This is a genomic window from Enterobacter cloacae complex sp. ECNIH7 (assembly GCF_002208095.1).
GTDB lineage: Bacteria > Pseudomonadota > Gammaproteobacteria > Enterobacterales > Enterobacteriaceae > Enterobacter > Enterobacter cloacae_M.
This window is the reverse complement of record NZ_CP017990.1, coordinates 4,479,793-4,496,583: the sequence shown is the minus strand read 5'-3', so window position 1 is coordinate 4,496,583 and position 16,791 is coordinate 4,479,793. Positions and strand designations below refer to the sequence as shown.

Genomic DNA, 16,791 nt, shown 5'->3' with positions numbered 1-16,791 from the left:
TTTTATGAATACGTGCTACTGTATGTTTATACAGTATCTCGTGGTGGAGGTTGTGTGGACAGAGAGTTGAACGAGCAGGTCATGATTGAACGAGTCGAGCTGATTGCGCGACTGACGACGGAAGGAACGTGTCAGGAAAGAGATCGTGAGATTGCCCTGAATTTGATTGCTGAGATTGCGCGGGGAAATTTAATCAAGAACAACGCATTTACCGTTGTGTTCTCAGCATCGCCTGTTCCGGAACGAGTCAAAAAAGGGGGCAACGTTCGGGTGAACATTACTCTCGATAAAGATCAGCAGATTGGCCATGCCGTCGTGGAGGCCTTTCAGTGCGAACTGACCCGCAGAATACGATCCCTGTTTCCGTCATCGCGGGTGAACGTGAAAATCGGATCGGTGACGGGGGTCGAGCTCCAGGGGCTTGAAAAAGAAGCCGATCGCGAGGCGCTGGACGCTATCCTCCGGGAAGTCTGGGAAGACGAGAGCTGGCGCTAGCCCCGGCGTCATCGCCCGTACCAACACCCTCATTCCTGTTTTGCGCTTCCGCTGAATCACGCTTCGCCGCTCGCGGACGATCTGTTGTGCCCGCGATTGTCCATCTGCCAGCGATAGCGAAAAGCCTGCTGGCCCGGGAAACTCTACGGTACCTGGAAACCGGATGTTGGGAGCGTCTGATGAAAATCTATGCAATGCAGGGGGACACGCTTGATGCCGTTTGCGCCCGCTTTTATGGGCGCACGGCTGGCGTCGTTGAAGCCGTTCTGAAGGCCAATCCTGGCCTCGCGGAGTTAGGCGTTATCTTGCCTCACGGCACGCCGGTAGAGATGCCGGAGGTGAATAGCGCCCCCACAAAAGAATCCGTAAACCTATGGGACTGAGCCTGGAGAAAATCACCACGGTTATCGCCTACTGGCTGGCCGTGGCGCTGGCCTGGTTCGGGGCGATGTCTCCTGAAAAAGTCGCGCTGTACGTGGGGAGTCTGTGCGCCATTTTTACCGCATTAACGAATTACTGGTTTAAGCGAAAAACCTGGCGCTATCTCCAGTCTCTTGGCCTCGATAAGAAGAGCATTCGTGAACTCAATCATTAAGCGTTGCAGCGTCGCCGGCGTGCTGGCCCTGGCGGTGCTGATGCCTGACTTTCAATTACTGAAAACGTCCCCGGAAGGGTTGGCGTTGATTGCCGATCTCGAAGGATGTCGCCTCTCGCCCTACCGGTGTAGCGCCGGCGTATGGACGTCCGGCATTGGCCACACGGCAAACGTTGTGCCAACGCGGGACATTACCGAGCGTGAGGCTGCGGTAAATCTGGTCGCTGATGTGCTCAACGTTGAGCGGCGTCTGGCGGCGTGTGCGCCGGTGGAGATGCCGCCCCGGGTCTATGACGCGCTGGTGAGTTTTACCTTTAATGTCGGCGCAGGCGCCGCCTGCCGTTCGACGCTGGTGTCCTTTATCAAACGTAAACAGTGGCCGCAGGCATGCGGGCAGCTTACCCGCTGGGTGTACGTCAACGGCGTCAAAAATGCCGGTCTGGAAAACCGTCGCGTCCGCGAGAAGGCCTGGTGCATGAAGGGGCTGCCATGAGAACGCTCATGCTGGCGCTGGCCGGGCTGCTGGCCATCACGCTGTGGCTTCGTCATGACAACCTGAACCTGTCGCGTTCCTTAGCCACGGCCAATCGGGTCGCCAGCGAGCAAAAAACGGCCCTCGCCACGCTTAACCAGCAGCTGTCCCTGTCGCAGCGGATGGCCAGAACAAATGAAAATGCCCAGGTCAGGCTCCGTGAGGAGCTTGCTACCGCGGGCGAGGAGAGGGCAAGACGGGAAGCGACTATCGGGAGATTACTCAATGAAAATGAAGCGTTACGCCGCTGGTATACCGCTCAGCTGCCTGATGCTGTCCGCAGGCTGCACACCCGCTCCGCCTGCGCCTCCGCAGCCCATTGTTTACAACGCCTGCCCGAAGGTGAGCCGCTGCCCGATGCCGGGAAGCGAACCCGCCACTAACGGCGATCTCAGCGCGGATATTCGCAGGCTGGAATACGCCCTTATCGCCTGCGCGCTGCAGGTTGAAACCATTAAAGACTGTCAGGATAAACTCGATGCACAAACTCAAGAGCCTGCGTCAGGCATTAATTGACGCGATCCCCCAACTCAATGCCAACCCGGAGCGCCTGCAGATGTCGGTCGGAGGCGGCAATATTGACGCCCGACTGGCCTCCTCGCTCTCCTTTGAAAAGCGGTATGCGCTGAACGCGAAGGTCAGCGGCTTCACCGGCGACAGCGAGGGATTTTTCGTCCCGGTGCTGGCCTGGCTTCGGGAAAACCAGCCGGATATTTTTACCCTCGATGAAGGACGCAAAAACGGCTACACCTTCTCCATCGTCTTAAACGATGACGATACGATGGATATCACCATCAGCGTGCAATTAACCGAGCGTATTCTTGTTTCCCAGGAGCAGGGCGCTCTGCACGCGACGTATTCCCCCGAGCCGCCGCTGCCGGAGCCCGTCACGCGGCCGAAGGCGCTGTACGTCAACGGCGAGCTGGTCAGCCAGTGGGAGGACTAATTTCCCCGCGCTGAAGGCCGCCTGGCGCCTGCTGTCTGGACCGCTTGTTGTATCATCCCGCAGAAAACCCCATCTCGTTGCTGCCGTTCCTCCTGAACGGCATTCTCTTCTCATGAATACATTAACTTCCATGAACGGCATCGCTCGCGCGATCCGCAATCTTATTCGTATCGGTGTTGTGACCGATGTTGACCTCAACAGAGGGCTTTGTCGTGTCCAGACCGGCGGGATGAAAACCACCTGGCTGAACTGGCTAACCTGTCGTGCGGGACGTTCGCGCGTCTGGTGGGCTCCTTCCGAGGGGGAACAGGTGCTGCTGCTGGCCATCGGCGGCGAGCTTGATACCGCCTTTGTGCTGCCCGGCATTTTCTCTGACGACCATCCGGCGCCGTCCGGGTCACCTGACGCGTTCCACGTCTCGTTCCCTGACGGCGCGGTGATCGAGTACGAACCCGGGCGCGGGGCGCTCACGGTTGCAGGCATTAAAACAGCCGACATTACCGCCTCTGAATCGCTGACCGCCACCGTGCCGGAGGTGCGGGTGACGTCAACGTCCCGCATCACGCTGGATACGCCTGAAGTGGTGTGTACCAACAGGTTAATTACTGCCTCTCTTGAAGTGCAGAAGGGCGGTGTGATGGCCGGAAATATTGAGCATTCCGGCGGTAAATTCACCTCCAACGGGGTGCAGGTGGATAACCACGCGCACGGCAGTGTGCAAAGCGGCGGAAGCTGGACTAAGGGGACACAATGACGGTGCGTTACAGGGGGATGAACAGGCAGACCGGGCTGAGCATTTCAGAGGCGGAACACATCCGTCAAAGCGTGCGCGACATTCTGGTTACGCCGATTGGCTCACGGGTCATGCGGCGGGATTACGGCTCGCTGCTGGCGGCGATGATCGACAGGCCGCAGAGTCCGGCGCTGCGCCTGCAAATCATGGCCGCCTGTTATTCCGCCATCCAGAAATGGGAGCCGCGGATAAGCCTGACGGCCATCACTTTCGAGCGTTCGGAGAACGACGGGACGTTGTATGTCGATATCACCGGCACGCGCCCGACCTCCGGGCAATCCTTTTCTATCACCATTTCACTGAGTTAAACGCTATGGCTATTGTTGATCTGAGCCAGCTCGCCGCGCCTGATGTCGTGGAGGAGGTGGATTATGAAACGCTGTTGGCAGAACGAAAGGCCACCTTTGTCTCCCTCTATCCGGAAGAGGAGCGAGAAGCGATTGCACGGACGCTGACGCTGGAATCCGAGCCGATTGTGAAGCTGCTGCAGGAGAACGCCTACCGGGAAGTCATCTGGCGCCAGCGGGTTAATGAGGCTGCGCTGGCCGTGACGCTGGCCTATTCTTCCGGTCACGATCTGGACGTTATTGCGGGAAACAATAATACCGAACGCCTGACCATCACCCCGGGCGATGATACTACCATTCCGCCAACGGCTGCCGTCATGGAGTCTGATGCTGACCTGCGACTGCGTGCGCAGCAGGCATTTGAGGGATTGAGTGTTGCGGGACCGGTTGGAGCCTATGAATATCATGGTCGAAGTGCCGACGGACGGGTCGCTGACGTTTCGGTTGAAAGCCCTCAGCCTGCACACGTGACGATTTCGGTGTTATCCCGTGAGGGTGATGGTACCGCTCGTCCTGAACTACTGGCGGTTGTTGAAAAAGCGCTTAATGCTGAAACCGTCCGCCCCGTAGGCGATCGTGTAACGGTCCAGTCGGCAGAAATTGTGCCTTACCAGATAAACGCGACGCTCTACGTTTATCCCGGACCAGAGTCTGAACCCATCAGGCAGGCAGCGGAGCAGAAGCTGCAGAATTATATCAGCGCACAGCATCGCCTTGGACGCGATATTCGTCTCTCGGCCATCTATGCAGCACTTCACGTTGAAGGCGTGCAGCGCGTTGAACTGGAATCTCCCCACTCTGACATTGTGCTAAGTAAGTCGCAGGCCTCGAACTGTACCTCGTATCAGATAGCGATCGGGGGTTCGGATGAGTGAAAGGCTATTACCCTTTGGGTCATCACCGCTGGAAGTCGCCGCTGCCGCAGCGCTCTCGAATATTGAACGAGTGCCGGTACCGCTACGCACCTTATGGAACCCCAGCGCGTGCCCGGTAAATTTACTTCCCTACCTGGCATGGGCGCTGTCTGTAGATCGGTGGGATGAGGCGTGGCCGGAGAGCACGAAACGCAGCGTCATTATGTCCTCGTTTTTCGTCCATCAGCACAAAGGAACCATCAGCGCATTGCGTCGTGTTGTGGAACCGCTTGGCTTTTTGATTGAGGTGCGCGAGTGGTGGCAGCTCGGTGAGGAGCCAGGGACATTCCGTCTGGTTGTCGGTGTGCTTGATAACGGCATCACTGACGAAATGTATCAGGAGCTTGAACGGCTCATTGAAGATGCCAAACCGGCAAGTAGACATATGACCGGGCTGGCTATCAGCCTGAGTTCAACGGGAGAGTTTTATGTTGGCGCAGGATGCTATCACGGCGATGCGCTGGCTGTTTACCCCTACACCACAGAGAAACTTATTGTCGGTGGTGATTATTACCCGGCCTCGGCCATCCATTTGATTGATAACCTGAGAGTGAACGCATGACCGCAAAATATTTTGCCATACTGACGAATCAGGGCGCGGCGCGGCTAGCTAACGCGACGGCACTTGGTACGCAACTCAACCTGACGCAAATGGCGGTAGGCGACGCCAACGGAACGTTGCCAACCCCCGATCCGGCGCAGACGAAGCTCGTCAACCAAAAACGCATAGCGCCGCTGAATCTGCTCGCTGTTGACCCAAATAATTCCAGCCAGATCATCGCTGAACAGATAATTCCCGAGAACGAGGGCGGTTTCTGGATCCGAGAGATCGGTCTCTACGACGACGACGGCATTCTGATCGCCGTGGCTAACTGCCCGGAGACATACAAGCCTCAGCTGCAGGAAGGCAGCGGTCGCACGCAGACCATTCGCATGATTCTGATTGTGTCGAGCACATCGTCAATTTCCCTGAAAATTGATCCGTCGGTTGTGCTGGCAACGCGTCAGTACGTTGACGATAAAGTTATTGAGGTAAAGGGCTACGCTGATGATCAGATGAAAAAGCATATTGCTGCTGATAATCCGCATAAACAGTACCCATTAATCGCCAATGCGTTAAAAGAAATTGCCGATGCGGGGTTGAGCGCTGAGGTTCTCAAAAACCTTGGTTTGGGAGAAGGCTCTGCTTTGCCGATTGGCGTCCCCGTTCCGTGGCCGTCAGCAACTCCACCGACGGGGTGGCTCAAATGCAACGGTGCGGCGTTCGCGGCTTCCCAATATCCGAAATTGGCTCTGGCTTATCCTGCACTCAGATTACCTGATTTACGCGGTGAGTTTATCCGAGGCTGGGATGACGGGCGTGGGGTTGACGCTGGTCGCGGGCTGCTGTCATTCCAGGAAGGTACTATTGTTTCGGGCTTTGATGACAATGATACGGGGGATATAAGTTCAATCGGGTCATCCGACTATGGGTTTGGCGATGTAATAACCGCAGCACAATGGGAAAAGATCAAAGGAAAAAAATGGATCGGTAGTTCGGCAAATTCGCAACGCTACGATTGGTGGGCTTATGTTTCAGCCCGCCCCCGTAACATCGCATTTAACTACATCGTGAGGGCCGCATAATGGCGAAGGCAAAATTAAACAATGAGCTTATTGCTACAGTGACCGGTGATATAACTGTGTTTAACTACGATGGTGAGACGCGCGAATATCTTTCCTCATCGGTTGAATATTTAGCGGAAGGTGTAGGTATTCCAGCCTTGTCATGCATTGATGCGCCTGGTGAAATTAAAGAAGGTTTTACTATTTGCCGCACCTTTGACTTAAACGGATGGGAGTACATCGCTGATCATCGCGGTAAAACTGTATATAGCACAAAGTCAGGTGAGAAAGTCACGATTTCACTACCGGGTGATTATCCGAAAGATACGACGACACAAGCCCCTGGAACGCCATATGATAAGTGGAATGGCAGCGAGTGGATAACCGACGCAAAAGCGAAACACTCTGCGGATGTGGCAAAGGCTGAACAGCAGAAAACTGCATTGCTAGCGGAAGCGTCTGCAATTATCGCACCATTGGTAGATGCTCAGGCTGGAGGCTATATTGATGATAAAGATATCCCACGACTGACTGAATGGCAGCGGTATCGTTATAAGCTAACTAAGGTTGATACCGATACCGCTCCGAATCTTAACCTTCCACCGAAACCCGAGGTATAGGTCATTCAATATCGGGTGCTTTTGATGTGTCAATAATCATCAGCAGCACCTGATATTTTCAGCACTCAGCCAGAAAACGTATTCATTTATTCGTTGCCAGAGACATCAGATTCAATTTCCACAAGGATTGGTTCGCCTTTTTCATTAACTGCAAGCCGCATTCCCTCCGGTATTTCTTGTATTCTGAAAAACCAGTTATCCTCAGGGAGTTGAATAGCACCTCCAGTATCGTGGAAACCATGAATGACCTCCGTCATTGTGATCGGATTAAATAGGCGCATAGTAAACTCTCCACGAAAAACCATTATTTGATGGGGCACCCGTTGCGGCCATTGTGCAACGAGCTTTGAAACCGACATTTGTTGTTAAAGCATCAATGATCATTGATGAATGAGCATAGTTTGGCGTAGTGCCGGGATCAGCAGAAAGACGTTCGGCAATGCTGATATAGCGGCTTATACCTGGCAGCGCAATTGGGTAATTAACCGTTGCCAGGCCGTTATCAAGGATTACACCATACCCCATAACCTCAATGGCTCCATCCGACCATATTACCCAAGCTCCATTTGCGTTACTTCCTCGACTGGTTACGTATTTAGCTCCTCCCAAACCAAGGTTTTCGAAAATGCGTGTTTCTCCATTAAATGGCATGATTTCCGGTTTTGACGAAGGGAAATACCATGCTTATTGGATACATACGCGTGTCAACAAATGAACAAAACACCGCCTTACAGCGTGACGCGCTGCAGCGTTCAGGATGTGAGCTGATTTTTGAAGATAAAATCAGCGGTAAAACGACAAACAGACCGGGGCTCAATCGTGCCCTCAGGCAACTTAATGCAGGAGATACTCTCGTTGTATGGAAACTCGATCGGCTCGGGCGCAGTATGCGCCACCTTGTTTCAATGACTGAGGAACTACGCCAGCGAAGTATTAATTTCCGCAGTTTGACTGATAGCATTGATACCTCAACGCCAATGGGTCGTTTCTTCTTCCATATCATGGGGGCGCTTGCTGAAATGGAGCGTGAACTCATTGTCGAGAGGACGTGCGCCGGGCTAGCCGCAGCGCGGGAACAGGGACGAATTGGTGGCAGACGTCCTAAATTGACGCAGGAGGAATGGGCTCAGGCTGGCAGGCTGATTGCTGCCGGGGAACCCCGACAGCGCGTTGCGTTAATTTTTGATGTGGGTATTTCCACGCTTTATAAAAAATTCCCCGCCACGATAGTCGGACAATCGTTGTGCCAGCGGCCGCTGGACAGGGATGGTTAGCTCATAGCAAGCCCAGCCGCGACAATATCACTCACCAACTAACCAAGGAGTTAAACGGATGAGTGATTTTCACCACGGCGTGGAAGTTATCGAAATCAACGATGGCACCCGCACCATTTCCACCGTCTCGACGGCAATCATCGGCATGGTCTGTACGGCCAGCGATGCTGACGACAAGACATTTCCTTTAAACGAGCCCGTGCTCATTACCAACGTGCAAAACGCGATTGCGAAAGCCGGCAAGGCGGGGACGCTGTCCGCTTCTCTGCAGGCGATCGCCGACCAGTGCAAACCGGTTGTCGTTGTTGTTCGCGTGGCCGAAGGCACCGCTGAAACCCCGGAAGAGGCGCGCAAGCAGACCGTTTCCAACATCATCGGTACCACCGATGAAAACGGCAAATATACCGGCCTGAAGGCGCTTCTCACGGCGAAAACGGTGACCGGCGTTAAGCCGCGTATTCTCGGCGTGCCGGGGCTGGACTCTCAGGAAGTGGCGACCGCACTGGCCGCCATGTGCCAGAGCCTGCGCGCGTTCGGCTATGTCAGCGCATGGGGATGTAAAACCATCTCTGAAGCGATCAACTACCGCAAAAACTTCAGCCAGCGCGAGCTGATGGTTATCCATCCTGATTTTCTGGCATGGGATACCACCACGAACGCAACGACGACGGCCTGGGCTACCGCCCGTGCGCTTGGCCTGCGCGCCAAAATCGACCAGACAATCGGCTGGCATAAAACCCTGTCAAACGTTGGCGTCAACGGCGTTACGGGCGTAAGCGCTTCTGTTTCCTGGGATCTGCAGGAACAGGCTACCGATGCGAACCTGCTCAACCAGGCTGGCGTCACTACGTTGATTCGCAACGACGGTTTCAAATTCTGGGGGAACCGTACCTGCTCAGACGATCCGTTATTCGTCTTTGAAAACTACACCCGTACCGCACAGGTGCTGGCCGATACCATGGCGGAAGCGCACGCGTGGGCGATGGATAAACCCATCACGCCAACGCTTATCCGCGACATCGTTTCCGGTATTAACGCCAAGTTCCGCGAGCTGAAAACCAACGGCTATATCGTCGACGGCTCCTGCTGGTATGACCCTGAGTCGAACGATGCAACCACCCTGAAAGCGGGGAAATTGTATATCGATTACGACTACACCCCTGTCCCGCCGCTGGAAAATCTGACCCTGCGCCAGCGCATCACCGATACCTATCTGGCAGACCTGTCAGATTCGGTTAACAGCTAAGGAGCTGAAGCATGGCGTTACCACGCAAACTTAAGTATCTGAATATGTTCAACGATGGCCTGAGCTATATGGGCGTTGTTGAGTCTGTGACCCTACCGAAGCTTACCCGCAAGCTGGAGAAGTATCGCGGCGGCGGTATGCCGGGCTCGGTCTCTGTCGACCTCGGCCTGGACGATGATGCCCTGGCGCTGGAGTGGACCGTTGGCGGTCTGCCGGACGCCGCCCTGTGGGCGCAGTATGCCTCTCCGGGCGCGGACAGCGTGCCGCTGCGCTTTACCGGCTCTTATCAGCGCGATGATACCGGCGAAATCTCCGCCGTCGAAATCGTCATGCGCGGCCGTCATAAAGAGTTTGATGGCGGTGAAAACAAGCAGGGCGAGAGTGGCACCACCAAGATGTCCACCGAGTGCGCTTACTACCAGCTGACCATTGATGGCAAAGAGATCATCGAAATCGACATCATCAACATGGTGCTCAAAGTCGATGGCGTCGATCGCCTGGCAGAACACCGTAAGGCCATCGGCCTGTAACCCTTTAACCGGCCGGGATGACCGGCCGGTGAGTTAACTTTCAGAAGAGTAACGAAATGGAAAATATCAACGAGACCGCCATGAACGAAAGTGAAAACCCACATATCGTCACGCTTGATAGCCCCGTTCAGCGCGGCGAGCAAAAAATCGAAAAGGTGACCGTCGCAAAACCCAATGCGGGGACCCTGCGCGGCGTATCGCTGGCGTCGCTGGCGCAATCTGACGTTGATGCGCTGATTAAGGTGCTGCCGCGAATGACCTCCCCAGCGCTGACCGAGCATGAGGTTGCGCGCCTGGACGCCTGCGATCTGCTCTCTTTTGCAGGTAAGGTGATCGGTTTTTTGTCACCGGCTTCGGCTCGCTGAAATTTCCCGAAAATGTGTCGGTCGACGATCTGATGGCGGATATTGCGGTGATTTTTCACTGGCCGCCGTCAGAACTGTACTCCCTTAGCGTGACCGAACTCCTCTTATGGCGCGAAAAAGCGCTGCAGCGAAGCGGAAACCACCATGAGTAATAATGTCAGTCTTCAGGAGCTGCTTAAGGCAGTCGACCGGGCAACCCGACCGCTTAACGCTCTCCATAACGCCAGCCTCACTCTCGCGAGCGATATCCGCGATTCTCAGACGGCGCTGGGGGCGCTTGATGAGCAGGCGGGGCGTATTGACGGCTTCAGAAAAGCAAATGCCCGGCTCGCCACGACGGAGCAGTCGCTTGCTCAGGCGAAACAGCAGGCCGCGGCGCTGGCGGTACAGTTTAAAAACACGCAAAACCCCACCCAGGCGCAGGCTGATGCGCTGACTGCAGCCCGAAAATCGGCAGTCGACCTGAAGCATGAGTACAACAGCTTACGCTACTCGGTACAGCGTCAGCGTACTGAACTCGCTCAGGCGGGAGTGAACACGCGCACGCTCTCGTCGGATGAACGTCGTTTAAAAAGTCACATCAGCGAAAAAACGCAGCAGCTTAACCGACAGCGGGATGCGCTGGCCCGCGTCAATCAGCAGCAGGAGCGGCTGAGTACCGTTCAGAATCGCTACGAGTCAGGCAAACGCGTTACCGCGCGGGTGCGTCAGCTTGCGAATACGGGCGTGGGCATCGCAAAAGCGGGCTTTGACCAGACGTCCCGGTTTATCGCCCCTGGCATCAGCTTTGAAAAGCAGATGTCGGCCATTCAGGCAAACCTTGGCCTGGCGAAGGGGGATTCCCGGCTTGAGGCGATTCGCCAGCAGGCGCGGGAGGTGAGTGCCGGGACCGGAGTACCCGCAGATACGGTCCTTCGGGCACAAACCGAACTGACTCGTTCAGGCTATGACGCCGATGGGCTGCTTGCGGCCACCGCGCCAACGGTCAACCTCAGCCTGGCGGGGAGTGTCGACGCGGCTAAAGCGGCCGATATGATCGCCAGCACGCAGGCCGCGTATAGCCTGGCCGATACGGATGCGGGACGCATCGCAGATGTGCTTACGCGCGGTTTTACCTCTTCGAATACCAGCCTCGCTGAGATGGTGGCGGCCGTCACCTCCGCTGCGCCCGCTGCGGATGCCGCCGGTATGGGGCTTGAAGAGACCACCGCGCTGCTGGGCGTTCTGGCAGAAAAAGGAATGAAAGGCGCTGCCGCGGGGGACGCGCTCAGCGCGATGTTGCGCCATGTTCAGACTCCGGATGCCATAAAAGCCGCGGGGGCGCTGGCTTCCGCTGCGGGTGATGGATCGCTTGATGAAAAACGCCAGCAGTTGCAGGGGGCAAAGGGCAGTACCGCGCTCGCGGCTTCCGTGCAGACCGATAATCTTGACGGCGATATCAACCGATTCCAGGCCGCGTGGAACGGGTTGAAGATTGATGTATTTGATAAAGCGGATGGCGCTCTGCGCAACCTGATAACAACCGCAACCGGCTGGCTTGGCACGGCCTCCCTTTGGGTGAATGCCAACCCTGAGCTGACGCAGACCCTCGCCAGCATCGTTGTCGGCGCGCAGGCGTTTGCTGGCGTGCTGGGGGGCGTAGGCACGGTCATCGGCCCGGTTCTGACAGGCGTCAATATGGTTATTACCGCGGCCGGGATGTTGGGAACGGTATTCAGCGTGGTGGGCGGCGCCATCATGACGGTGCTGGGCGCGCTTAGCTGGCCGGTGATTGCCCTTGGCGCGGCGATTGCTGCCGGTGCCTTACTGATTTTTAAATACTGGGAGCCCATCAGCGCCTTCTTTGGCGGGGTGATGGAAGGGCTTTCGACGGCTTTCGCACCGCTGGGGGCGCTGTTCTCACCGGTGATGGCGGTGTTTGACTCTATCTCGGAGAAGCTGGGCGGTATCTGGCAATGGTTCACCGACTTGATTACGCCGATCAAGGCGACGCAGGAAACGCTGGATGGCTGTAAAAACGCTGGCGTGATTTTTGGTCAGGCGCTGGGCGATGCGTTAATGGCACCGCTTGATCTCTTTAATAGCCTGAGCGGCAAGGCCAGCTGGCTGCTGGAGAAACTCGGTCTTATCAAAAACGAGTCGGGCGATCTCGACGCCGCTGCGGCAAAAGCAGAAGCGGCATCCTCACCGTCGGGCAGCGCTTATATTCCAGGCGCGGGGATCTCTGGCGGCAGCCTGGGGTATCAGCCGACCATCGCTACTGGAGGACGCTCTTACGTCGATCAGAGTAAAAGCGAATATCACATCACGCTGCAGGGGGGCACGGCCTCCGGAACGGATCTGACGCGTCAAATCCGGGAGACGATAGATAATATTGAACAGGATAAAGCGAGACGGCAGCAATCCAGCTTTATGTATAGTTGAGGAGAGAGAAAATGTTAATGGTGCTGGGTCTGTTTGTCTTTGAACGACGAACCTTACCGTATCAGTCAATGATATTCACAAAAGACTACCGCTGGGCATCCAGCGCTCGCATCGGGAAACCCAAAGCCTGGCAGTACCTTGGCGAAGGTGAGACATCCTTTAGCCTCTCCGGCTTACTTTACCCGGAACTCACGGGAGGGCGGCTTTCGCTCAAGGCGGTTGAGCTGATGGCAAATGAGGGGCGGGCATGGCCGCTGATAGACGGTACCGGCATCATTCACGGCATGTTTGTCATTGAGAAAGTCACGCACACGCATTCGGATTTTTACAGTGACGGTACCGCCCGAAAAATTGAGTTTACCCTGTCGCTAAAACGCGTGGACGAATCGCTGATGACGACGTTTGGCGACCTGCGAACGCAGGCCTCAGAGCTGGTGGAAAGCGCACGGAATAGCATTGGAGGGCTGGTGGGATGATCGCCGAAATGAATATCCGGGCGGGTGGAAAAATCGCCCCTGATTTTATGCTTAAGCTTGACGATCGTGATATCACGCAAAATTTCAGCCATCGTCTTATCAGCCTGACCATGACCGACAAAAGGGGGCTGGAAGCCGATCAGCTGGATATTCTGCTGGATGATTCCGACGGGCTGCTGGACTTGCCTGCCCGGGGGGCAAGGCTGTCCTTATGGCTGGGATGGGAGGGAACCCCGCTCGAGGAGAAAGGGGACTTTACGATTGATGCGATTCATTTCCGGGGAGCGCCGGACACGCTGACCATCCGGGGATTCAGCGCAGATTTTCGTGGAAAGCTAAACGTGCGGCGCGAACAGTCGTGGCATGACACGACGATTGGCGCGATAGTCGATACCATCGCTCAGCGTAACCAGTTGACCGCCAGCGTCGCGTCGGGGCTTGCATCCATCGCCATCTCTCATATTGACCAGTCTCAGGAGACAGACGCGGCGTTCCTCTCCCGCCTTGCTGAACGTAATGGAGCATTTGTTTCAATCAAAGCCGGGAAGATTATCTTTATGAAAGCGGGCCAGGCCGTGACGGCCAGCGGCACTCCGCTTTCCTTAATGATGATTGAACGTGGGGATGGAGATAAGCACCTTTTTTCCATAGCTGACCGTGAAAATTATTCCGGCGTAACGGCCAAATGGCTGCAAACGCGTGACCCCAAACAACAAAATCCTCAATTGAGTATTAATCGTCAGTCCGGAGGGCAGCAGACAGAAGCACTGCAGCACCCGGATGCCGCCGCACCGGTAGCAGGAGCAGCAGGCAAGGAGCAGAAACCGCAAGAGAGGCTGGTGGGATCGGCGGAAAACGTATTTGAGCTAACCACGGTTTATGCCTCTGAAGAGCAGGCGCTCAGGGCCGCAGAGGCTAAGTGGCGCGCGCTTCAGCGGGGAACCGTAGAGTTTTCCATCCAGCTTGCCCTGGGACGCGCCGATCTGTTCCCCGAAACGCCGGTGCTGGTAAACGGTTTTAAACGCGTCATCGACGAGCAGGCGTGGATCATCAGCGAGGTGGTGCATACCCTCAACGATAGCGGATTTACCACGCAGCTTAAGCTTGAGCTGAACGTCAGCGACGAAAAATTTACTGTTGATAGTGAGTAATGTAGTTGCTATTGGTTTTATTTTGGGTATTATTGATTCACAGAATGTGAATCAAGTGGAGGGGTACATGTTTCATTGTCCTAAGTGCAAGCACTCTGCGCATGCGCGTACCAGTCGCTATCTAAGTGAAAATACCAAAGAGCGCTATCACCAGTGCACCAATGTGGACTGCAGCTGTACGTTCGTGACGATGGAGTCCGTGGAGCGCCTGATTGCGACCCCCGGTGCCTCTGAACGTGTCCGAACGGCTTCGCTGAACCACGGTTAGCTGCTCAAAAAAACCAATAAAAAAGCCACTCAGTCGAGTGGCTTAATCATATGATTCTAAAAACAAAATTTGGTGGCCCCTGCTGAAAGAATTTTCACCAGGGGAATTAATCTGTGAACAGAAAAATTAATCAGGCTCAGCCTCGGAGATAAATGGCTTGATCTCCAGGTGAAACAGGAAACCACCAGACAGCAGAGAAAAAATAAAATCAGTCGCCGCCGGTGGCTTGATCAGCCTAGCTGAACAATGGCCGCAGGCGTTCAATCTGACAAACCCCGTCCACTCGCCGTGGGCATAATCGACGACATAACCCCCTTTCCCGATGCTGCTGGCGCTGGCGGCCACTATGCGGTGCTTTACGCTCTGAATAGTAAGCCGTGCGGCGAAATCACCTCAGAAGATCGCCAGCATGCTGTCGAATGTCTGTAAGCAATGAAGCAGGTGAAAGCACAATTTTCTGACCAGGTAGAATATGACCGCGTAAAAAAGTCGAAAGTCTGACTTTAAAAAACTCCACCCTTTTCAACTTTAAAATATTCAGCATATTTATTGGCTTTTTTTATTTATATAAATATTTTATCGGGGTTTCAATCGTTATAAAAAATTACATTTTGATAAAAATAGTGGCTGTAAGGTTTTGTTAATTTCTCAACTAAATGGAATTAATAAAATGGCTGTTCCCGCATATATTTGGCTTTATAACTCTACTGGAACCCTGATGTTCTACTGCGTGAAGGTGCTATTGAAATGCAGAGCTTTAACCACGGCGTGCATATCCCTTACGATAATACTTTTGGGAAACTTACGGGGACGCGGGTGCATGACCAGTTAAGTTTTACCAAAGAGCTCGATAAGGCTACACCTTACCTGAATCGTGCCGTCTGTCAGGGCGAGACACTCCAGCAGGCAATCATTAAATGGTATCGGATTAATGACGCAGGCGTAGAGGAAGAATTCATGCACGTTATTTTGAAAAACGTCAAAGTGGTGGCTGTCACGCCAGTGATGCACAATTTTAAAAACACTGGCGGTCAAATGAATAATCCTACTGAATCCGTGTCGCTGGCGTATGAAAGCATTACCTGGCTATATCTCGACGGGAATATTTCTTACACAGACTCATGGAACCAGCGAGTGGTGGCCTGATGATCAGTTGCCGGGTTGATTTTAACCATCTTTACGACGAGGGGCGCGTAGCCCGTTTGGATGTGGGCGGGGTAGGTTCATTTCCGGTGTTTTCCGGGCTGGGCGATCTCGCCAACAAACCTGAATGTTCGTACATGACAAATGCCACCGTCCCTCCAGGGAGTTACTGGATTGTAGATCGTCCGTCTGGTGGATTATTTTCTCACAGCCAGACATGGTTCAAACACGCATTTACCGGAAATAACTACTACGACTGGTTTGCCCTGTTCCGCAAAGACGGTGTAGTGGATGACTACATGACCTTTGACGTTGACAATTCGCATCACTATCAGCGGGGTCATTTTCGCCTGCATCCACCGCGTCCAGATGGTTCTGGCATCAGTGAGGGCTGCATCACCTTCTTTCTTTCGCGTGATTTTTACATAGTACGTGCTGCTCTGTTGAAGGCTCACCGGCACCGGATTCTGCAGGGGGATAAACTCTGGGCTTATGGTGATATTACGGTGATTGGTAATGCCTCAGGGAGTTGCGATGTCACGCTCCGCTAAGTGGTCGTTACGCCTGCTGATGTTTCTGACTATCACGTTTGCGCTGATGCTCTCAGGGGTATTCGACCCGCTGGCCGACAGCATGAAATATACCGTCACGAATCTCATGAATTACATCCCGACAGAGAAACTGGAACCTTACCCAGACCGTGTTGAGGATAATTATTTCACGATGTACATCATGTTTAATGCGCTGGTAGCCGCTGTGATCGTTTTTAGCGGGGAAAAGCTTGTCTTATTAGCGCGCAATTCATAAAACAGTTGTGCAGTTCTGACGGGTTATAGCAGGCCCACCACCAGCAACTAACAAACGCCCCGCGTAGGGGCTTTTTTTGGGGAGTTAATTTTACGAATTCGCAGTTAAGTACTCCGTTAAAAGTACGCAATTAGCAGTTTCCGGTTTTTCGCTTCAATCCTGATATCTGTAAATGGTTGTTTTATTTGTTGATTGCGTCGTAAAAAACGTATTCGCATTCGGGGAGCTGCGAACTGCACAGCTTACATTTAATCATTTTG

The 16,791-nt window shown here is 54.3% G+C and carries 28 protein-coding genes; 25 read left to right on the top strand and 3 right to left on the bottom strand.

Annotated features, from left to right (window positions below):
- The first annotated feature begins 54 nt into the window (after positions 1-54).
- From WM95_RS22400 to WM95_RS22340, 13 genes are all read left to right on the top strand, one after another.
- Complete coding sequence (locus WM95_RS22400; RefSeq protein ID WP_063408905.1) at positions 55-495, top strand: DinI-like family protein; 441 nt, start codon at positions 55-57, stop codon at positions 493-495.
- A gap of 179 nt (positions 496-674) precedes the next feature.
- Positions 675-878, top strand: coding sequence for a tail protein X (locus WM95_RS22395; RefSeq protein ID WP_023309248.1), 204 nt, complete (start codon positions 675-677; stop codon positions 876-878).
- Complete coding sequence (locus WM95_RS22390; protein WP_023309247.1) at positions 869-1,090, top strand: HP1 family phage holin; 222 nt, start codon at positions 869-871, stop codon at positions 1,088-1,090. The genes WM95_RS22395 and WM95_RS22390 overlap by 10 nt, the downstream gene beginning before the upstream one ends.
- Positions 1,074-1,583 carry a lysozyme gene (locus WM95_RS22385; protein ID WP_023309246.1) on the top strand — a complete coding sequence of 170 codons (510 nt, stop codon included), beginning with the start codon at positions 1,074-1,076 and terminating at the stop codon, positions 1,581-1,583. The genes WM95_RS22390 and WM95_RS22385 overlap by 17 nt, the downstream gene beginning before the upstream one ends.
- Positions 1,580-2,005: an Rz-like lysis system protein LysB gene (gene lysB, locus WM95_RS27670; protein WP_063408906.1), complete on the top strand. Its 426-nt coding sequence runs from the start codon at positions 1,580-1,582 to the stop codon at positions 2,003-2,005. Before WM95_RS22385 ends, lysB begins: the two co-directional genes overlap by 4 nt.
- Positions 1,893-2,138, top strand: coding sequence for an Rz1-like lysis system protein LysC (gene lysC, locus WM95_RS27545; RefSeq protein ID WP_229226321.1), 246 nt, complete (start codon positions 1,893-1,895; stop codon positions 2,136-2,138). Before lysB ends, lysC begins: the two co-directional genes overlap by 113 nt.
- On the top strand, positions 2,101-2,568 hold the full coding sequence (locus WM95_RS22370) for a phage tail protein (RefSeq protein ID WP_063408907.1): 468 nt from the start codon (positions 2,101-2,103) through the stop codon (positions 2,566-2,568). The genes lysC and WM95_RS22370 overlap by 38 nt, the downstream gene beginning before the upstream one ends.
- Positions 2,569-2,680: 112 nt before the next feature.
- The gene (locus tag WM95_RS22365; protein WP_032645069.1) at positions 2,681-3,322 is read left to right on the top strand and encodes a phage baseplate assembly protein V; all 642 of its coding nucleotides are present in this window, start codon (positions 2,681-2,683) and stop codon (positions 3,320-3,322) included.
- Positions 3,319-3,669, top strand: coding sequence for a GPW/gp25 family protein (locus tag WM95_RS22360; RefSeq protein ID WP_023309241.1), 351 nt, complete (start codon positions 3,319-3,321; stop codon positions 3,667-3,669). The genes WM95_RS22365 and WM95_RS22360 overlap by 4 nt, the downstream gene beginning before the upstream one ends.
- A 5-nt stretch (positions 3,670-3,674) precedes the next feature.
- Positions 3,675-4,583 (top strand): baseplate assembly protein, encoded by a 909-nt coding sequence (locus tag WM95_RS22355; protein WP_063408908.1) that lies wholly within the window; start codon positions 3,675-3,677, stop codon positions 4,581-4,583.
- Positions 4,576-5,184: a phage tail protein I gene (locus WM95_RS22350; protein ID WP_063408909.1), complete on the top strand. Its 609-nt coding sequence runs from the start codon at positions 4,576-4,578 to the stop codon at positions 5,182-5,184. Before WM95_RS22355 ends, WM95_RS22350 begins: the two co-directional genes overlap by 8 nt.
- On the top strand, positions 5,181-6,248 hold the full coding sequence (locus tag WM95_RS22345; protein ID WP_063408910.1) for a phage tail protein: 1,068 nt from the start codon (positions 5,181-5,183) through the stop codon (positions 6,246-6,248). Before WM95_RS22350 ends, WM95_RS22345 begins: the two co-directional genes overlap by 4 nt.
- Positions 6,248-6,847, top strand: coding sequence for a tail fiber assembly protein (locus tag WM95_RS22340; RefSeq protein ID WP_063408911.1), 600 nt, complete (start codon positions 6,248-6,250; stop codon positions 6,845-6,847). Before WM95_RS22345 ends, WM95_RS22340 begins: the two co-directional genes overlap by 1 nt.
- 86 nt (positions 6,848-6,933) lie before the next feature.
- Here WM95_RS22340 and WM95_RS22335 read toward each other — a convergent pair whose 3' ends face one another.
- Together WM95_RS22335 and WM95_RS22330 are read right to left on the bottom strand one after the other, a co-directional pair.
- Positions 6,934-7,128, bottom strand: a complete 195-nt coding sequence (locus WM95_RS22335) for a hypothetical protein (RefSeq protein WP_063408912.1) — start codon at positions 7,126-7,128, stop codon at positions 6,934-6,936.
- Positions 7,115-7,498 carry a hypothetical protein gene (locus WM95_RS22330; protein WP_074166124.1) on the bottom strand — a complete coding sequence of 128 codons (384 nt, stop codon included), beginning with the start codon at positions 7,496-7,498 and terminating at the stop codon, positions 7,115-7,117. The genes WM95_RS22335 and WM95_RS22330 overlap by 14 nt, the downstream gene beginning before the upstream one ends.
- A gap of 29 nt (positions 7,499-7,527) precedes the next feature.
- Here WM95_RS22330 and WM95_RS22325 point away from each other — a divergent pair, with 29 nt between their 5' ends.
- The 9 genes from WM95_RS22325 (at position 7,528) to WM95_RS22285 (ending at position 14,581) form a co-directional block, all read left to right on the top strand.
- Entirely contained in the window at positions 7,528-8,121 is a 594-nt protein-coding gene (locus WM95_RS22325; RefSeq protein WP_063408913.1) for a recombinase family protein, read from the top strand.
- A gap of 58 nt (positions 8,122-8,179) precedes the next feature.
- Positions 8,180-9,367 (top strand): phage tail sheath protein, encoded by a 1,188-nt coding sequence (locus WM95_RS22320; RefSeq protein WP_063408914.1) that lies wholly within the window; start codon positions 8,180-8,182, stop codon positions 9,365-9,367.
- A gap of 11 nt (positions 9,368-9,378) precedes the next feature.
- Positions 9,379-9,897 carry a phage major tail tube protein gene (locus WM95_RS22315; RefSeq protein ID WP_023309235.1) on the top strand — a complete coding sequence of 173 codons (519 nt, stop codon included), beginning with the start codon at positions 9,379-9,381 and terminating at the stop codon, positions 9,895-9,897.
- A gap of 56 nt (positions 9,898-9,953) precedes the next feature.
- The gene (locus tag WM95_RS22310; RefSeq protein ID WP_023309234.1) at positions 9,954-10,262 is read left to right on the top strand and encodes a phage tail assembly protein; all 309 of its coding nucleotides are present in this window, start codon (positions 9,954-9,956) and stop codon (positions 10,260-10,262) included.
- A gap of 32 nt (positions 10,263-10,294) precedes the next feature.
- Entirely contained in the window at positions 10,295-10,414 is a 120-nt protein-coding gene (locus WM95_RS22305) for a GpE family phage tail protein (RefSeq protein ID WP_023616176.1), read from the top strand.
- Positions 10,407-12,686, top strand: a complete 2,280-nt coding sequence (locus WM95_RS22300; protein WP_063408915.1) for a phage tail tape measure protein — start codon at positions 10,407-10,409, stop codon at positions 12,684-12,686. Before WM95_RS22305 ends, WM95_RS22300 begins: the two co-directional genes overlap by 8 nt.
- Before the next feature lie 11 nt (positions 12,687-12,697).
- Positions 12,698-13,162: a phage tail protein gene (locus tag WM95_RS22295; RefSeq protein ID WP_023309232.1), complete on the top strand. Its 465-nt coding sequence runs from the start codon at positions 12,698-12,700 to the stop codon at positions 13,160-13,162.
- Positions 13,159-14,313 carry a phage late control D family protein gene (locus tag WM95_RS22290; RefSeq protein ID WP_063408916.1) on the top strand — a complete coding sequence of 385 codons (1,155 nt, stop codon included), beginning with the start codon at positions 13,159-13,161 and terminating at the stop codon, positions 14,311-14,313. The genes WM95_RS22295 and WM95_RS22290 overlap by 4 nt, the downstream gene beginning before the upstream one ends.
- 67 nt (positions 14,314-14,380) lie before the next feature.
- Positions 14,381-14,581 carry an ogr/Delta-like zinc finger family protein gene (locus WM95_RS22285; protein ID WP_029741756.1) on the top strand — a complete coding sequence of 67 codons (201 nt, stop codon included), beginning with the start codon at positions 14,381-14,383 and terminating at the stop codon, positions 14,579-14,581.
- A gap of 126 nt (positions 14,582-14,707) precedes the next feature.
- Here WM95_RS22285 and WM95_RS27295 read toward each other — a convergent pair whose 3' ends face one another.
- Positions 14,708-14,926: a hypothetical protein gene (locus WM95_RS27295; protein ID WP_063408917.1), complete on the bottom strand. Its 219-nt coding sequence runs from the start codon at positions 14,924-14,926 to the stop codon at positions 14,708-14,710.
- A gap of 402 nt (positions 14,927-15,328) precedes the next feature.
- On the opposite strand from WM95_RS27295, the gene tssD reads away from it, so the two are divergent.
- From tssD to WM95_RS22270, 3 genes are read left to right on the top strand one after another with little or no spacing between them, the layout of a single operon-like run.
- Positions 15,329-15,727 (top strand): type VI secretion system tube protein TssD, encoded by a 399-nt coding sequence (tssD, locus tag WM95_RS22280; protein WP_063408918.1) that lies wholly within the window; start codon positions 15,329-15,331, stop codon positions 15,725-15,727.
- Positions 15,727-16,275 (top strand): DUF2778 domain-containing protein, encoded by a 549-nt coding sequence (locus tag WM95_RS22275; RefSeq protein ID WP_063408919.1) that lies wholly within the window; start codon positions 15,727-15,729, stop codon positions 16,273-16,275. Before tssD ends, WM95_RS22275 begins: the two co-directional genes overlap by 1 nt.
- Positions 16,259-16,531, top strand: coding sequence for a hypothetical protein (locus WM95_RS22270; RefSeq protein WP_045404077.1), 273 nt, complete (start codon positions 16,259-16,261; stop codon positions 16,529-16,531). Before WM95_RS22275 ends, WM95_RS22270 begins: the two co-directional genes overlap by 17 nt.
- The last annotated feature ends 260 nt before the right edge of the window (positions 16,532-16,791 follow it).

Coding starts and splice junctions, on each gene's coding strand:
- WM95_RS22395 (WP_023309248.1), top strand. CDS start 675: ATGAAAATCTATGCAATGCAGGGGGACACGCTTGATGCCGTTTGCGCC.
- WM95_RS22390 (WP_023309247.1), top strand. CDS start 869: ATGGGACTGAGCCTGGAGAAAATCACCACGGTTATCGCCTACTGGCTG.
- lysB (WP_063408906.1), top strand. CDS start 1,580: ATGAGAACGCTCATGCTGGCGCTGGCCGGGCTGCTGGCCATCACGCTG.
- lysC (WP_229226321.1), top strand. CDS start 1,893: ATGCTGTCCGCAGGCTGCACACCCGCTCCGCCTGCGCCTCCGCAGCCC.
- WM95_RS22370 (WP_063408907.1), top strand. CDS start 2,101: ATGCACAAACTCAAGAGCCTGCGTCAGGCATTAATTGACGCGATCCCC.
- WM95_RS22365 (WP_032645069.1), top strand. CDS start 2,681: ATGAATACATTAACTTCCATGAACGGCATCGCTCGCGCGATCCGCAAT.
- WM95_RS22360 (WP_023309241.1), top strand. CDS start 3,319: ATGACGGTGCGTTACAGGGGGATGAACAGGCAGACCGGGCTGAGCATT.
- WM95_RS22355 (WP_063408908.1), top strand. CDS start 3,675: ATGGCTATTGTTGATCTGAGCCAGCTCGCCGCGCCTGATGTCGTGGAG.
- WM95_RS22350 (WP_063408909.1), top strand. CDS start 4,576: ATGAGTGAAAGGCTATTACCCTTTGGGTCATCACCGCTGGAAGTCGCC.
- WM95_RS22345 (WP_063408910.1), top strand. CDS start 5,181: ATGACCGCAAAATATTTTGCCATACTGACGAATCAGGGCGCGGCGCGG.
- WM95_RS22340 (WP_063408911.1), top strand. CDS start 6,248: ATGGCGAAGGCAAAATTAAACAATGAGCTTATTGCTACAGTGACCGGT.
- WM95_RS22335 (WP_063408912.1), bottom strand. CDS start 7,128: ATGCGCCTATTTAATCCGATCACAATGACGGAGGTCATTCATGGTTTC.
- WM95_RS22330 (WP_074166124.1), bottom strand. CDS start 7,498: ATGCCATTTAATGGAGAAACACGCATTTTCGAAAACCTTGGTTTGGGA.
- WM95_RS22325 (WP_063408913.1), top strand. CDS start 7,528: ATGCTTATTGGATACATACGCGTGTCAACAAATGAACAAAACACCGCC.
- WM95_RS22320 (WP_063408914.1), top strand. CDS start 8,180: ATGAGTGATTTTCACCACGGCGTGGAAGTTATCGAAATCAACGATGGC.
- WM95_RS22315 (WP_023309235.1), top strand. CDS start 9,379: ATGGCGTTACCACGCAAACTTAAGTATCTGAATATGTTCAACGATGGC.
- WM95_RS22310 (WP_023309234.1), top strand. CDS start 9,954: ATGGAAAATATCAACGAGACCGCCATGAACGAAAGTGAAAACCCACAT.
- WM95_RS22305 (WP_023616176.1), top strand. CDS start 10,295: ATGGCGGATATTGCGGTGATTTTTCACTGGCCGCCGTCAGAACTGTAC.
- WM95_RS22300 (WP_063408915.1), top strand. CDS start 10,407: ATGAGTAATAATGTCAGTCTTCAGGAGCTGCTTAAGGCAGTCGACCGG.
- WM95_RS22295 (WP_023309232.1), top strand. CDS start 12,698: ATGTTAATGGTGCTGGGTCTGTTTGTCTTTGAACGACGAACCTTACCG.
- WM95_RS22290 (WP_063408916.1), top strand. CDS start 13,159: ATGATCGCCGAAATGAATATCCGGGCGGGTGGAAAAATCGCCCCTGAT.
- WM95_RS22285 (WP_029741756.1), top strand. CDS start 14,381: ATGTTTCATTGTCCTAAGTGCAAGCACTCTGCGCATGCGCGTACCAGT.
- tssD (WP_063408918.1), top strand. CDS start 15,329: ATGCAGAGCTTTAACCACGGCGTGCATATCCCTTACGATAATACTTTT.
- WM95_RS22275 (WP_063408919.1), top strand. CDS start 15,727: ATGATCAGTTGCCGGGTTGATTTTAACCATCTTTACGACGAGGGGCGC.
- WM95_RS22270 (WP_045404077.1), top strand. CDS start 16,259: ATGTCACGCTCCGCTAAGTGGTCGTTACGCCTGCTGATGTTTCTGACT.